General features: G+C 66.3%; 13 protein-coding genes. 6 read left to right on the top strand and 7 right to left on the bottom strand.

The window, feature by feature from the left end:
- Positions 1 to 180: 180 nt before the first annotated feature.
- Together ACQP0C_RS04235 and ACQP0C_RS04230 are read right to left on the bottom strand one after the other, a co-directional pair.
- A complete protein-coding gene (locus tag ACQP0C_RS04235; protein WP_433730747.1) occupies positions 181 to 972 on the bottom strand; it encodes a DeoR/GlpR family DNA-binding transcription regulator in 792 nt (263 codons plus the stop codon).
- Positions 973 to 1092: 120 nt separating this feature from the next.
- Positions 1093 to 1665 (bottom strand): TetR/AcrR family transcriptional regulator, encoded by a 573-nt coding sequence (locus ACQP0C_RS04230; RefSeq protein ID WP_433730745.1) that lies wholly within the window; start codon positions 1663 to 1665, stop codon positions 1093 to 1095.
- Between the two features lie 90 nt (positions 1666 to 1755).
- On the opposite strand from ACQP0C_RS04230, the gene ACQP0C_RS04225 reads away from it, so the two are divergent.
- Positions 1756 to 2904, top strand: coding sequence for an FAD-dependent monooxygenase (locus ACQP0C_RS04225; RefSeq protein WP_433730743.1), 1149 nt, complete (start codon positions 1756 to 1758; stop codon positions 2902 to 2904).
- Between the two features lie 42 nt (positions 2905 to 2946).
- Here the strand turns inward: ACQP0C_RS04225 and ACQP0C_RS04220 are convergent, their stop codons facing one another.
- The 5 genes from ACQP0C_RS04220 to ACQP0C_RS04200 form a co-directional block, all read right to left on the bottom strand.
- Positions 2947 to 3861 carry an MBL fold metallo-hydrolase gene (locus ACQP0C_RS04220; RefSeq protein WP_433730741.1) on the bottom strand — a complete coding sequence of 305 codons (915 nt, stop codon included), beginning with the start codon at positions 3859 to 3861 and terminating at the stop codon, positions 2947 to 2949.
- A 326-nt stretch (positions 3862 to 4187) separates the two neighbouring features.
- Positions 4188 to 4841, bottom strand: a complete 654-nt coding sequence (locus ACQP0C_RS04215) for a TetR/AcrR family transcriptional regulator (protein WP_433730739.1) — start codon at positions 4839 to 4841, stop codon at positions 4188 to 4190.
- 123 nt (positions 4842 to 4964) lie between these two features.
- Positions 4965 to 5870, bottom strand: a complete 906-nt coding sequence (locus ACQP0C_RS04210) for a carbohydrate ABC transporter permease (protein WP_433730737.1) — start codon at positions 5868 to 5870, stop codon at positions 4965 to 4967.
- A 49-nt stretch (positions 5871 to 5919) separates the two neighbouring features.
- Entirely contained in the window at positions 5920 to 6804 is an 885-nt protein-coding gene (locus ACQP0C_RS04205) for a carbohydrate ABC transporter permease (RefSeq protein WP_433730735.1), read from the bottom strand.
- 60 nt (positions 6805 to 6864) lie between these two features.
- The gene (locus tag ACQP0C_RS04200) at positions 6865 to 8115 is read right to left on the bottom strand and encodes an extracellular solute-binding protein (protein ID WP_433730733.1); all 1251 of its coding nucleotides are present in this window, start codon (positions 8113 to 8115) and stop codon (positions 6865 to 6867) included.
- A 158-nt stretch (positions 8116 to 8273) separates the two neighbouring features.
- Between ACQP0C_RS04200 and ACQP0C_RS04195 the strand changes: the two genes are divergently transcribed.
- Genes ACQP0C_RS04195 through ACQP0C_RS04175 form a run of 5 tightly spaced genes read left to right on the top strand, consistent with a single transcriptional unit; the run spans position 8274 to position 13220 of the window.
- Entirely contained in the window at positions 8274 to 9188 is a 915-nt protein-coding gene (locus ACQP0C_RS04195) for an SIS domain-containing protein (protein ID WP_433730731.1), read from the top strand.
- A gap of 30 nt (positions 9189 to 9218) precedes the next feature.
- Complete coding sequence (locus tag ACQP0C_RS04190) at positions 9219 to 10271, top strand: ROK family protein (protein WP_433730729.1); 1053 nt, start codon at positions 9219 to 9221, stop codon at positions 10269 to 10271.
- Positions 10268 to 11449, top strand: a complete 1182-nt coding sequence (locus ACQP0C_RS04185; RefSeq protein ID WP_433730727.1) for an N-acetylglucosamine-6-phosphate deacetylase — start codon at positions 10268 to 10270, stop codon at positions 11447 to 11449. Before ACQP0C_RS04190 ends, ACQP0C_RS04185 begins: the two co-directional genes overlap by 4 nt.
- Positions 11446 to 12396: a hexose kinase gene (locus ACQP0C_RS04180; protein WP_433730725.1), complete on the top strand. Its 951-nt coding sequence runs from the start codon at positions 11446 to 11448 to the stop codon at positions 12394 to 12396. Before ACQP0C_RS04185 ends, ACQP0C_RS04180 begins: the two co-directional genes overlap by 4 nt.
- Positions 12393 to 13220, top strand: coding sequence for a class II fructose-bisphosphate aldolase (locus ACQP0C_RS04175; protein WP_433730723.1), 828 nt, complete (start codon positions 12393 to 12395; stop codon positions 13218 to 13220). Before ACQP0C_RS04180 ends, ACQP0C_RS04175 begins: the two co-directional genes overlap by 4 nt.
- Positions 13221 to 13257: the final 37 nt, after the last annotated feature.

Genomic DNA, 13257 nt, shown 5'->3' with positions numbered 1-13257 from the left:
GCTTCAGGGGCTTCGCGTGCCCGCCGCATCGGCGGTTCGGTCGAACCGATAGCCGAGTTCGGCCGCGTGCCCGGCGAATTGGTACTCGGCCGAGCAGCGCGGCAAGGTGTTCCCGATCGGACTGCTCGGTTCCAGTGGCGCACAGATGTACCGGGTGACAACACCTTCGACTACGCCGGATCAAACGATGTCGACCCGAACCCCCGCCGCCCGAATCGTCGCCACCGCATCCGGATTCGCGTCCGCATCGGTGACCAGCACGTCGACCTGCTCGATGCCGCAGATGCGGGCCAGTGCCGAACGTTCGAGCTTGTCGGCGGTCGCGACGACCATTACCTGGCCCGAGCGCCGCACCATCTCGGTCGTCACCCCGGCTTCGTCGATGTGGCGGCACTGCGCACCGCCCTCGGCCGATATCGCGTTCACTCCGAGAATCAGTGCGTCCAAACGCAATTCGGCCAATGCGCGTTCGGCTAGCGGGCCGTGCAGCTCATAGGATTCGCGCCGGGCGACACCGCCGAGCACAATGGTGCGCATATGGGGTCGCAGGACCATTTCCCCAGCGATATTGAGTGCATTGGTGACGATGGTCAGCTGATCTCCGCTGGCATTCACCAGGTCGGTCCGTCCGGCCAGCGCGCGCGCCACCGCGGTGGTCGTGGTGCCGCCGTTCATCCCGACCACCGCACTCGGTTCGATAAGTCCCGCAGCGTGTTCGGCGATCCGCTGCTTGGCCGCACCGCCGCCCTGCCGGTAGCGGGCGGGTAGGTCGTAGGCGATCGACGTCGCGACGACGCCGCCGTGGGTTCGGGTCGCCAACTGCTGTTCGGCGAGTGCGGTGAAATCGCGGCGTACCGTCGCCGGTGATACCCCGAGGCGTTCGGCGGCCTCCTCGACCGAGAGCCGCCCGGAGTCGGCGAGCAGTTCCAGCAGTCGGTTCCACCGCTGCGGCCGATCCGTCGGTCCGGTCATCTCAGGCCCTCCCGGTCACGCGGGTGACCTGCCGTTTTTCCATGCACGCAAATAATCTGACCACAGGCACGCGCCGACGGTAGAGATTCGGTCGCCGTATTGCCAAGCCGGACACCCACATCACCGCGCCCGCAATCCGTCGAGCACGATCTCGACGACCCGATGCACGGCCGCCGCATACGATTCCCCCGCTCGGGTATAGATCTGCAGGGTCATCAGCGCCGCGACCTGTCCCGGCTCGATATCGGAACGCATGTCACCGTCCTGCTGCGCCTGTTCGGTCATCCGCGCAATCAGCTCGACAATCCGCCCCCGCACCTCGTGCAATCGCGGATCCGCCTGAATCTCGGCATGCAAATTGGGTTCGATCGCCGCGGCCAGCCCCCCGACCCGCCGCTGCGCACAGTCGTGCAGAAACCGCGAAAGCGCGGGCCACGCCGCACCCTCCTCGGCCAAGGCCGTGGCCGCCGACTGCGCCAGATCCGCCAGGTAGGACTGGGCGGTCTCGGCGATCAGCGCATCCCGATCGGGAAAGTGCCGGTACAGCGTGCCGACACCGACACCGGCTCGGTCGGCGATCTCCTTCATGGGCACATCGACGCCCTGCTCTCGGAACGTCACCAGCGTCGCGGCGATGATCTGGTCCCGATTGTTCCTGGCATCGGCCCTCTTCAGCGCGGCCGTGGCCCTCACCTCCCAGACTAAGTGGACGAAATCCTTCCGCTTACTGTACGCTCCTGGCTAACCGGACGAAATTCGTCCGCTTAGCCGAAAGGTGATGTCATGAACAAGACGGTGCTGATCTCCGGCGCGGGTATCGGTGGATCGACGCTGGCGTACTGGCTGGCCGAGCGCGGCTTGCACGTGACGGTGGTCGAGCGGGCCACGGGCCAGCGCTCGAGTGGAAATCCGGTCGATGTGAAGGGGCCCGCCATCGATGTGGTCGAGCGGATGGGCATCATGGCGCGCCTGCGGGCCGCGAGTTCGGCTGTGTCCCATATGAGTTTCGTCAATGCCAGCGGCCGCCGGGTCGCCCGAGTCGACCTGAAGGCATTCCAGGGATCGGCGGGCGATCGCGAAGTCGAGGTCCCCCGAGCCGATCTCGCCGCGATCCTGCTCGACGCCAGCCGCGGCAATGCCGAATTCCTTTGGGGTGACACGATCACCGGACTGAGCCAGCACGCCGACGGCGTCGATGTCACCTTCGAACACGCCGAACCCCGCCGCTTCGACTTCGTCATCGGCGCGGACGGTCTGCATTCCACGGTGCGGCGCCTGACCCTCGGCGACGAGTCCGAATTCGTCCGGCATATGGGCATTTACATCGCGACGGTGCGGATCGATGAGCCGTTCGGCAGCGACCGCGAGGTACTCATCTACAACACACCGGGACGGGCACTGTCCGTGCATCCGACGAACGGACAGGCACTGGCGGCATTCATGTTCCGGCACAGGGGCGTACCGGGATTCGACCACCGCGATAGCGAGCTGCACAAGGGGCTCGTCATCGAGGCATTCACCGATCAGGGCTGGCGCGTCCCCGAATTGCTGGATCGGGTGCGCGATACCGACGACCTCTTCTTCGATTCGGTCAGCAAGGGCGAGCTGTCGCGGTGGTCGAATGGACGCATCGCACTGCTCGGGGACGCTGCGTCCTGCGTATCCCTGTTCGGCGACGGCTCCACCCTCGCGATCGCCGGTGCGTACACCTTGGCCGAGGAACTGGCGGCCACACCCGGGGATCACGAGGCCGCATTCCGGCGCTATGAGACCCGGCACCGAGTGTTGGTCGATCCCAAACTCAACGGTGTCGCCACCGCGGCATCGATGCTCATTCCGGCGACGAAGGCCGGTATCGCACTGCGCAATACGGCGACTCGCGTCATCCCGGCGGTCACGGCGATCCGCGACAGGATGCGGCACGCCGGGTGAGGGGATCCACCCGGCGCCGATGGCAACGACGAGTAACAGCGGTCAGTATTCCCACCAGGCCGGTACCCAACGAAAGACGTCACCGGCGACCGCCACCCGGCCGACCGATGGGAACGACAGGTGAGTGGCCACCAGCGGCTCGCCGGTCGACGCCAGCTCCCGCAAAAGACGGACGCGGACGCGGGCAGCCTCCTCGGGGTCGTGTTCGAAGCCGTTGTACCACTCGGGGCTGTCGAACCCGACCGCGAACACGGCGTCGCCGGCGAACGTCAGCCGGTCGCCGCCGGACGCCAAGCGGACCACGCTGTGCCCGGGGGTGTGGCCGCCGGTGCGACTGACGAGCACTCCCGGCGCCACCTCGTACTCCGCCTCGAACGGCCGCAGCTGGCTGCGATAGTCGTCCAAGAACCGCGAGGCGGCCGACCGAAGCGCGTCCACCACCGGCGGCGGAATGGAGGTGCGGGAGAAATCGGGCGATGCCCAGAACTCGGCCTCGGCGGCCGCCAGGTGGACCCGCAGGTCCGGACGCAGCCGACTCCTCAGTCCATCGGCGAGCAGCCCGCCGACATGATCCATGTGCAAGTGGGTGAGCACCACGTCGGTCACGGATGCGGGAGCGATGCCGGCGGCCTCCAGTCGCATGGCCAACTGCCCGGCCCGCGGGAAGTCCGGGTACTCCATCCCCAACCCAGAGTCGATGAGTATGGTCCGACCGCCGCTACGCACCACGACCACGTTCAGCGGCCACTCGAGCACGTCCGGCGGCAGGAACATGTCGTCCAGCCAGGCCCCCAGGTCGGCCGGGTCGGCGTTGGTGGCCAACGTCGTGGCCGATATCGGTAGCACCCCATCGCTGATCACCAGCACTTCGATCTCGCCGACCCGCAGCGCGTAGCGCGACGGAACCAACTCGTCGGGCCCCTGACTACCAAGGAGTGCGGTGTTGTCCAAGCTCATATTCGTCTCCTGTCGGATTCATACGCGGACGGGAAGGGCCGAAATGTCGGCCGCATGATGAGCAACGATCGGAGAGAGATTCACACGCATAGAACGCAACGTGACGTCGTAGCAAACGTACAGCACACCCACGCACCATCACCAACATGACGGCAGGCAGACGCCTACCTGCATATCGGCTCGGGCCACGCCTGATCCAGCTGCGCCTGGATGAAGTAGCGGCAGCTACGCAACCCGTCAGCCAACCCGCATAGCCGCGTAGCGACCACGCGAAAATGCTTGACCCACAACTAAATACAGGAGAAACAATTCAACAGCGCGCCGATTCAGGTCAGCGCGAGACCGGAATTCACGAAATACGCGATCTCCTCGCATATTTCATCCAGCGATACCTCGGCATCGGGGTGGGTGGTCCGCACCAACTCCTGGGCCAGCGAATTCGCCGCGCCGATCACCGCGATCGCGAACAGATCGAAGCGCCGCGGCTTGGTCTCGCCACGCTCGACAGCGCGTTCGGCCTCGCTGATCAGCAGCGATGACAGCAGACGGCGCTGCTGCCCACGCCACTGCTCCACCGCCGAACTGACACCGACCACCTCGACATAGCACACCCGCGCCGTCCGCTGATCCGCACAGGTCACCTCGAGATAGGCACGGAAACCGTCGACAACCCGGCTGGAAAGCGGTTGCCCCGCCGTCTTCGCCATACTGTCCAACGCCAGTTCGAGCGCATGCGAGGTAATGCGATTGACCAGTGCGATCAATAATGCCTCGCGGCTGCCCATATCCTCATAGAAACTGCGCGTGGAGACATTCGCGACGGTACACAGCCGCTCGATCGAGGTGGCCGCATAGCCCTGGGTGCCGAATAATTCGAGCGCGGCATCGATGAGTCGCGCCTGCCGCTGGGCCACCCGCTGCTCCTTGGACAGCCCGCCGTAGCTGCGGCCCTCCCTGGGGTCGTCATCCTGCCGTGCCACGAATTCGATGCTACCGGGTGGAAGTGCCCGCACCGGTCCGCGGACTTTCGGACGAGCGCTACTTCCGCGTGGCTCGCAACCGAAAAGGCGGGTGGCACATGGCCACCCGCCGCTCCCGGGCGATTACTTGACGCTGCCCGCGGTCAGTCCCGCGACCAAGCGCTTCTCGATGAATGCGAACAGGATGACCACCGGAACGATGCCCACGGTCGAGATGGAGAAGACGTACTGCCAGGCCGTGTCGTACTGTCCGACGAATTTGGTCAGTGCCACCGACAGCGGCTGATTCTCCGGAGTGGTCAACACCACCAAGCTGGCCGCGAACTCGTTCCAGCAGGCCACCACCACGAAGATCGTCGCGGTGACAATGCCCGGCCACACCAGCGGCAGACTCACCCGGACCAGGATCTGCCACCGACTCAGACCGTCGAGCTTCGCGGCCTCCTCGATCTCCACCGGAACGGCGGCGAAGAAGCTGTGCAGGATCCACACCGCGAACGAGAGGTTGAATGCCGCGTTCACCAGGATCATCGCCAGCCAGGTGTCATTGATGCCGAGGGTGAAGAACTCCCGGATCAGGCCGGTCACCAGCACGGTCGGCTGCAGCATCTGGGTGACAAGTACCAGCGCGAGGAATATCGCCCGGCCCGGAAACTTGTGCCGCGCGGTGTAATACGCGGCCGGTATCGCGACGACCAGCACCAGCACGGTGGCACATACCGAGATGACGATCGTGCTCACCAGATTGAACGGCAGCGGCGTCTCCGGGGTGTCCCACATGGTGGCGTAGTTGTCCGGATGCCACGTCTCGGGCAGATAGGTCGGTGGGATGCGCAGGATTTCGGCGCGACTCTTCAGCGAGCCGAGCACCATCACCACGAACGGGGTCAGGAAGATGACCGCCAGCACCACCCCGACCGCGGTGAGTTCCCAGCGCCGCCGCCGCGCCCGCCCGTTCGGCGCCTCGACAACCGTGGTGTCCGGCGGGATTTCCACACCGTCGATGTGTATATCCGCCTGCGTGGTCATCGGCGCACCTCGCCTCGGTAGGTACTCATCGGTCCTGGGTAGGCGTACATCAATCCACCTGCTGCGTCGGCTTGATGATCTTCACGTAGATCGCGATGATGACCACGATCAGCACGAAGTTGAGCACGCTCATGGCGGCGGCGGTATCGAGCTGTTGATTCTGCCGAATCAGCTTGAAGGTCAACGTCGTTGTCGTATCCGCACCGAAGCCCGCGATGCCGCCGGTGATCACCTGCAGAATGGGCAGCGAGTTGAACACATTGATGATGTTGATAATGGTCGCCACCGCGATCGCCGGACGCAGCTGCGGCAGGGTGAGATACCGGTAGCGCTGCCAGGCGGTGGCGCCGTCGACCCGGCCCGCCTCCTCGATCTCGGCCGGAATCGATTGCAGCCCAGCCAGAATCGTGTAGGTGGTGAACGGAATCGAGACGAAGCACGCGACGCCGATCGCCACCAGGAATGCGGGCGTCGGCTGTTTGGTGAAGCCGTAGCCGCGATCCAGCAGCCCGATATCGACCAGAAACCGGTTGGCGATGCCGACATCCGGATCGAGCATGTAATAGAAGATGGTCGTCGTCATGACCACCGAGGCCGCCCACGGCACCAGGATCGCCATGCGCACCGCGGTGCGTCCCGGGAAGTCCTTGTTCAGGAACTGCGCCAGGCCCGCCGAGAGCACCAGGGTGATCAGCACGACGCTGACCACCCAGACCACGGTGTGCGCCAATACCGATCCCAATTCGCTGATATCGAACAGGTTTCGGTAATTGGCCAGCCCGGCCGGACCGCGGTCCTGACCGTAGGCGCTCAGATCCCGGGTGCTGGTCCAGACCATATAGCCGACCGGGAACGCGACAATGGCCGCGATCAGCACCAGGGCGGGCCCGATCCACGGGGCCGCCCGCAGCGTCGAATTCTTCGCTATCCGCACCCGAACCGCTCCGCCCGATTCCCGGCCCGCCCGGGGCCCTGCGTGGTCAAGCGCCCCACGCTACTTCGTTGCTTCCTGAATACGCTGCAACACCTGGCTCGGGTCCGCACCTTGCGCGATGGTGCCCATCTGCTGATGCATGGCACCCTGCGCCGCGGCCCACTTCGGGTTGTTGCTCGGATAGAACTTGGCCACCGGCAGGGTCGCCGCGAAGGCCTTGGTCACCGGGTCATCGGCGAGCACCGTGGTGGCACTGGTGGTGATCGGGATGAAGTGCTCGTTCTTGACGAAGTTCGCGTACACATTCGCCGAGTAGAAGAAGTCGAGGAACTTCTTGATCGTCTCGGCCTTCTTGCCGTCCTTCTTGAAGGCCATCAGGTGATCGGCCACACCGAGGGTGACCGGCGCGCCGTCCTTGGTCGGCGAGGGCGCGGTGGCGTACTTCAGACCCGGGTTCTTATCCGCGATCTGGGCGATGGTCGGCGGCAGACCCTCGATCATGCCGATCTTGCCCTGGATGAAGGAATTGATGACGTCCTTGCGGTTGGTCGCACCTGGATTCGGCTGGGTGACCCCCGCGTCGATGATCTCGCGCATGGCCTTGACCCCCTCCAGATTCTGCGGGGTGTCGACGGTGATCTTGTCGCCCTCGGACCAGTTACCGCCCGCCCCGAAGGTCCACAGCGAGGTCTCGGCCTGCGATTCCTCACTGCCCAGCGGCAGGCCGTAGCCGGAGACGCCGCCGCCGAGCGCCTGGATCTTCCTGGCGGCATCGGTCAGTTCGGCCCAGGTCTTGGGCGGCGTGGCCACCCCGGCCTTGGCGAAGAGGTCGGTGTTGTAGAACAGGGTGCGGGTCGAGGCGAACAGCGGCATGGCGAACTGCGTGCCGTTCAACGAGGCGTTCTTCGCGAAGCCGGGCTGCACATCCGAGAGCACGTTCGGCGAGACCACCTCGGAGGCGGGGTAGAGCATGCCGTCACCGGCGAAGCTGGCATACGCGTCGATATTCAGCAGGTCCGGGGTGGTGGAGGTGGACTGCAGCTTGGTCTTCACCACATCGTTGATCGAATCCCACGACTCCAGTTGCAGTTTCACCTTGTAGTCCGGGTTCTGCTTCTGGAAGTCATCGATGATGCGGTCCCACAGCGCCTTCGTGCCGTTGGCGCCGTCGCTGTAACTGGGGGCGAGGAAGTTGATCGTCTTTTCCGAGTCGGCCGAGTCTTTGGAGCCGAAGCCGCAGGAGGAGACGGCGAGCGCGAGGCCGGTCACCATCGCGATCCCCGCGAGTACGCCGTGGAGTGGTCTTTTCACGAGCAGAACCTTTCAAATTTTCACTCCGGGCGTCACTGGAGCGCCGATGATGGAGCGAACGAATCGACTGTCCAACAATGTAGACCTCATAGTGATCACATGTGACTGATTCGCTCGTAAATTTGACATGAACGATCACATGGGGCGATTCTGTTGTCGTGCCGATTTCCGCTCACCCCACACCCGTGACTCATCTGGCCGCCGAAGTCGCCACCCAGCCCGACGACTGGGTCCGCGCCGAGACCATCGCCGCCCAATACCGCGCCGTACTGCCCCAACCGGGCGAGCGTGTCGCCGTTATCGGTTGCGGCACTTCGCTGTTCATGTCCCGCGCCATCGCGTCACTGCGCGAGGACGCGGGACAGGGCCTGACCGACGCCTGGCCTGCCAGCGAGGTCCGTAGCGGTCGCGACTACGACCGCTACCTCGTCATCTGCCGCTCCGGCACCACCACCGAGGTGGTCAATGCCATGCGGGAGATCCCGGAAGCCATTCCGCGCACCGTCATCTGCAGCAGTCCGGGCACTGCGGTACTCGACCTCGGCGATCCGATCCTGATCGAGGAGGTCGACGAACTGTCGGTGGTGCAGACCCGCTTCGCCACCACCACACTGGCCATCCTGCGCTGGCACCTGGGCGAGGACCTGCGTCCGGCCATCGAGCAGGCGCGCGCCGTACTGGCCGAAGACCCGGCGCAGGCATTGGCCGCGGTGCGCCGTGCCGAGCAGATCAGCTTCGTCGGGATGGGCTTCGCGGCCGCGATCGCCGAGGAGGCGGGGCTCAAACTGCGCGAATCCTGCCAATCCTGGACCGAGTCCTACCTGCAGACCGAATACCGGCACGGACCGATCAGCATCTCCGCGCCGGGCCGGGCCGTGTGGGCCTTCGGGCCGCTGGTCCCGAATTTCGCGGCCGATGTCGCCGTCACCGGGGCCACCTTCGAACACCGCGATATCGACCCGATGGCCGATCTGGTCCGCGTCCATCAGCTCTGCGTGCTGCGCGCCGCCGACCAGGGTCTGGATCCGGACCATCCGCGCAACCTCAACCGTTCCGTCGTGCTGGATCAGTGATCGGCCGGTAACGGAACTACTGTGCCGAAGATGGGAACCGAACAGCCCCCGACCACCGTGCACCGCGACGATCTCGCGGACCGCACGGACGCGGTGCGCTCGGCGGTGCCGGACGCCGCAGCGGCGCCGGGACCGGTTGCGGTACCGCCGCAACCGGTCCCGGTGTTGGGCGAGGATCTGCTGGTGCTCGGTCTCGATGTCGGCGGCACCACCATGAAGGGCGAGATCACCGACGCCTCCGGCACGGCGCTGGCCGCCGGCGTGGTGGCCACACCGCAGGGTGAGGCGGCCTTCGAAACCATGGGCGCCCTCGGCGATCAGCTGTTGGCCGAGCTGAGCGCTGACCAGCGCGACCGGGTCGCGCGCGCGGCCGTACTACTGCCCGGCATCGTCGACCCGGTCCGCTCGATCGCGGTATTCAGCAGCAATGTCGGCTGGCGTGATGTGCATATCGGCGACCGATTCATCCGCCGCTGGGGCATGCCGGTGCTGATCGAACACGATGTCGCGGTGGCCGGATGGGCCGAATGGCGCTATGGCGCCGGGCGTGGCCACGACGATGTCTGCGTGGTCATTCTGGGCACCGGCATCAGCGGCACCCTCTCCGTCGGCGGCCACCTGGTACGCAGCGGCTACGGGCAGACCGGTGAGTACGGCCATATTCCGGTTCGGCATGCGGACGGATTGCGTTGTCCCTGCGGCAATATCGGCTGCGTGGAAACCGTCGCATCGGGTGCGGCCATCGCCCGCGCCTATGCGCAGCGCACCGGACACGAAACGGCGAGCGCGGCCGATGTCTTCGCACTGCTCGATACCGATTCCGATGCCAAAGCCGTTGTCGGCGAGGCGATCAGCGCGCTGGCCGACGGACTGCTCGGCCTCATCCACGCGGCCTGTCCGGAACTGATCATCCTCGGCGGCGGACTGGCCGGCGCCGGACCCGCCCTCACCGAACCACTGCAGCACACCATTGCCGAACGCCTGCGCGTGGTACCGGCACCGCGGGTGCTGCTCGGTGAATTCGGCGCTCGGGCGGGACTGATGGGTGCGGCCCTGTTCGCCAGGTCCGGAGCCCTGACGTGACCAGCGTCGAGACGGGCGCCGGTGGCCGCACGACGCTCGAGATCCGCGGACGGATCGTATCGGCGAGCTCGAGTTTCGACGACGGCGTGGTGTCCGTGCGAGCCGGGCGGATCGACCGCGTGTCATCACTCGCGGACTGGGTTGCCGCGCATCCGGATTCGAGCGTGCCACCGTTTTCGGGCACCGTGCTGCCCGGCCTTGTCGACATACACAACCACGGCGGATTCGGACATCGGTTCGACACCGTCGACGCCGATGAGGCGCGCTCGGCTGCCGAGTTCCACCACGCGCATGGATCGACAACGGTGCTGGCCAGCGTGGTCACCGGCGCCGCAGCGGATATGGTCGCGCAGGTCGCTGCGCTGCGCGCACTGGCCATCGACGGCACCATCGGCGGAATCCATGCCGAGGGGCCGTTTCTGGCGGCGGCGCGATGTGGCGCGCAGGATCCGCGCTATCTGCGCGATCCCGATCTCGAACTGACCGATCGACTGCTCGCGGCCGCCGACGGTGAGCTGCGGGTAATGACGCTCGCACCGGAGCTGCCCGGATTCGACAAGGTGGCCCAACGTCTTTCCGATAGCGGCGTGGTGGTGTCGCTGGGCCACAGCGATACCGACTTCACCCGCTTCCAGCAGGCCATGCGCCCCAACGGCTTCGGCAGTCTGGTCACCCACCTGGCGAACGGTATGCCGCCGCTGCACCACCGCGAGCCCGGTCCGGTGGCCGCGGCACTGGTCGCCGCGGCGCGACGGCAGGCGGTCGTCGAATTGATCGGCGACGGTGTGCACATCGACCCCGGTTTCGGCGCATTGGTTTTCGCGACCGCACCCGGACAGGTCGCACTGATCACCGACGCGATGCAGGCCGCGGGCATGCCCGATGGCGAATATCGGCTCGGCCCGCAGATTGTCCGGGTCAGCAATGGTGTGGCCCGGGTGTCCAATGGATCCATCGCGGGCGGCACCGCTCACCTCCTGAAATGCCTCACCTGGGCGGTCGGCGCCTGCGGTGTGCCACTGCGCGATGCTGTGATCGCCGCCACAGCGGTACCCGCCGATGCGGCGGGACTGACCGAGGTGGGCGACCTCCGTACCGACCTGCTCGCCGACCTGGTGATAGTTGATGACAATCTCCAGTTGCGCCGGGTGCTCAGACGTGGACAGTGGTTGACGTGATCCTCACCGTGACAATGAATCCCGCCTATGACATGACCTACCGCGTAGAGCATTTCGAACGCGGCCAGGCACATCGGGTCCGCTCGGTCGAACAGCGGATCGGCGGGAAGGGCATCAATGTGACGCGCGTGCTCAATCAGCTCGGAAAATACGCTCGGGCAACGGGCTTTTCCGACCACGCCTTCGCGGCCGCCGCCGAACTGGAGATGCCGGTCGATTTCGTGCACGCACTGCCCTGGGTCCGACGCACGGTGGTGATCAGCGAGTCCGGCGACGGCACCGCGACCGCGTTGTGGGAGCCGGGCGCGCGGGTGTCGAATCCGCATGCCGCCGAACAGCTCTCGGTCCGGGTGTCCGGCATGCTCCCGGATATCAACGGCCTGGTCATCTCCGGATCACTGCCGGGCGGCATCGTGCCCGGCCTGCCCGCGGAAATCGCGCGCACCGCCATTACCGCGGGCGTGCCGACCATCTGTGATGTCGACGGCGAAGCACTGCGCCTGGCCGCCCAGGTCCCCGGCATCATCCTGATGCCGAATACCGAAGAGCTGGAACGTCTCACCGGACGCGTTCCGGTGACCCCGGATGAGATCGCCACGGCCGCACAGCCGCTCATCGAACGCGGCGTGCGCGCCATTATCGCCACCCGCGGCGCGGAGGGCATGGTGGTGGTCACCGCCGAGGGCGCGTGGTCGGCCGTACTACCCGAACCGCTCGCCGGAAATCCCACCGGTGCGGGCGATGCCGCGACCGCCGCGGTCATCGCGGCCCTCTCCGATGCGGATGGCCTGCCGGACTGGTCGGCCATCCTCGTCGATGCCGTGGCCACCTCCGCCGCCGCGGTCGTCATTCCGGTCGCGGGTGAGATCGACCGCTGCCTGCGCGCCCGCATCGCCCCCACGGTGGTCGTCGAACGACTAACCACCCCGCAGGAGAAATCCGCATGACCGCCAGACCCGTCCCGGACCTGATCACCGCCGCCCGTCCCGGCGGCCTCGGCGCCTTCAATGTGATCACCCTCGAGCATGCCGAGGCCATCGCGGCGGCCGCCGAAGCGGCGAAACGGCCAGTGCTGCTCCAGCTTTCGGAGAATACGGTGCACTACCACGGCGCGCTGGCCCCGATCGCACTCGCCTGCCTGCGCATCGCCGCCGACAGCACCGCCGATATCGCCGTACACCTGGACCACGCCACCTCGTTCGAACTCATCCGCACCGCGGTCGAACTCGGCATCCGCTCGGTCATGTACGACGGCTCCACCCTCGACTACGCCGAAAACGTCTCCGCCACCGCCGATATCACGCGCTGGTGTCATGACCGCGAGGTCTTCGTCGAGGCCGAACTCGGCGAGGTGGGCGGTAAAGACGGCGCGCACGCGCCCGGGGCGCGCACCGATCCGGACGAGGCGGTCGAATTCGTCGCCACCACCGGCGTGGACGCCCTGGCCGTCGCGGTCGGCTCCTCGCACGCCATGCATACCCGCACCGCCGAATTGGATAATGACCTGATCGCCCGGCTGGCCGCGAAGGTGCCCGTCCCGCTGGTACTGCACGGCTCCTCCGGGGTCCCCGACGCGGGACTGCGCGCCGCCGTCGAGCACGGTATGACCAAAATCAATATCGCCACCCGGCTGAATGTCCTTGCCACGGACGCGATTCGGACCACCTTCGCCGACCGCCCCGCGGTCGTCGATCCGCGCAAGTACCTCGAACCCGCACGCGCAGCGATCCGGTCAGAGGTCGAGCATCTGCTGCGCGTGCTCGCCGGATAGACCTCGCCATCCGGGGGAAGTACGGGCAGCCATCGGC

The organism is Nocardia sp. CA-129566, from assembly GCF_050956075.1.
In the GTDB taxonomy this organism is placed as follows: domain Bacteria; phylum Actinomycetota; class Actinomycetes; order Mycobacteriales; family Mycobacteriaceae; genus Nocardia.
This window is presented reverse-complemented; position numbering and strand designations above follow the sequence as displayed.

Coding starts and splice junctions, on each gene's coding strand:
- ACQP0C_RS04235 (WP_433730747.1), bottom strand. CDS start 972: ATGACCGGACCGACGGATCGGCCGCAGCGGTGGAACCGACTGCTGGAA.
- ACQP0C_RS04225 (WP_433730743.1), top strand. CDS start 1,756: ATGAACAAGACGGTGCTGATCTCCGGCGCGGGTATCGGTGGATCGACG.
- ACQP0C_RS04220 (WP_433730741.1), bottom strand. CDS start 3,861: ATGAGCTTGGACAACACCGCACTCCTTGGTAGTCAGGGGCCCGACGAG.
- ACQP0C_RS04210 (WP_433730737.1), bottom strand. CDS start 5,870: ATGACCACGCAGGCGGATATACACATCGACGGTGTGGAAATCCCGCCG.
- ACQP0C_RS04190 (WP_433730729.1), top strand. CDS start 9,219: ATGGGAACCGAACAGCCCCCGACCACCGTGCACCGCGACGATCTCGCG.
- ACQP0C_RS04175 (WP_433730723.1), top strand. CDS start 12,393: ATGACCGCCAGACCCGTCCCGGACCTGATCACCGCCGCCCGTCCCGGC.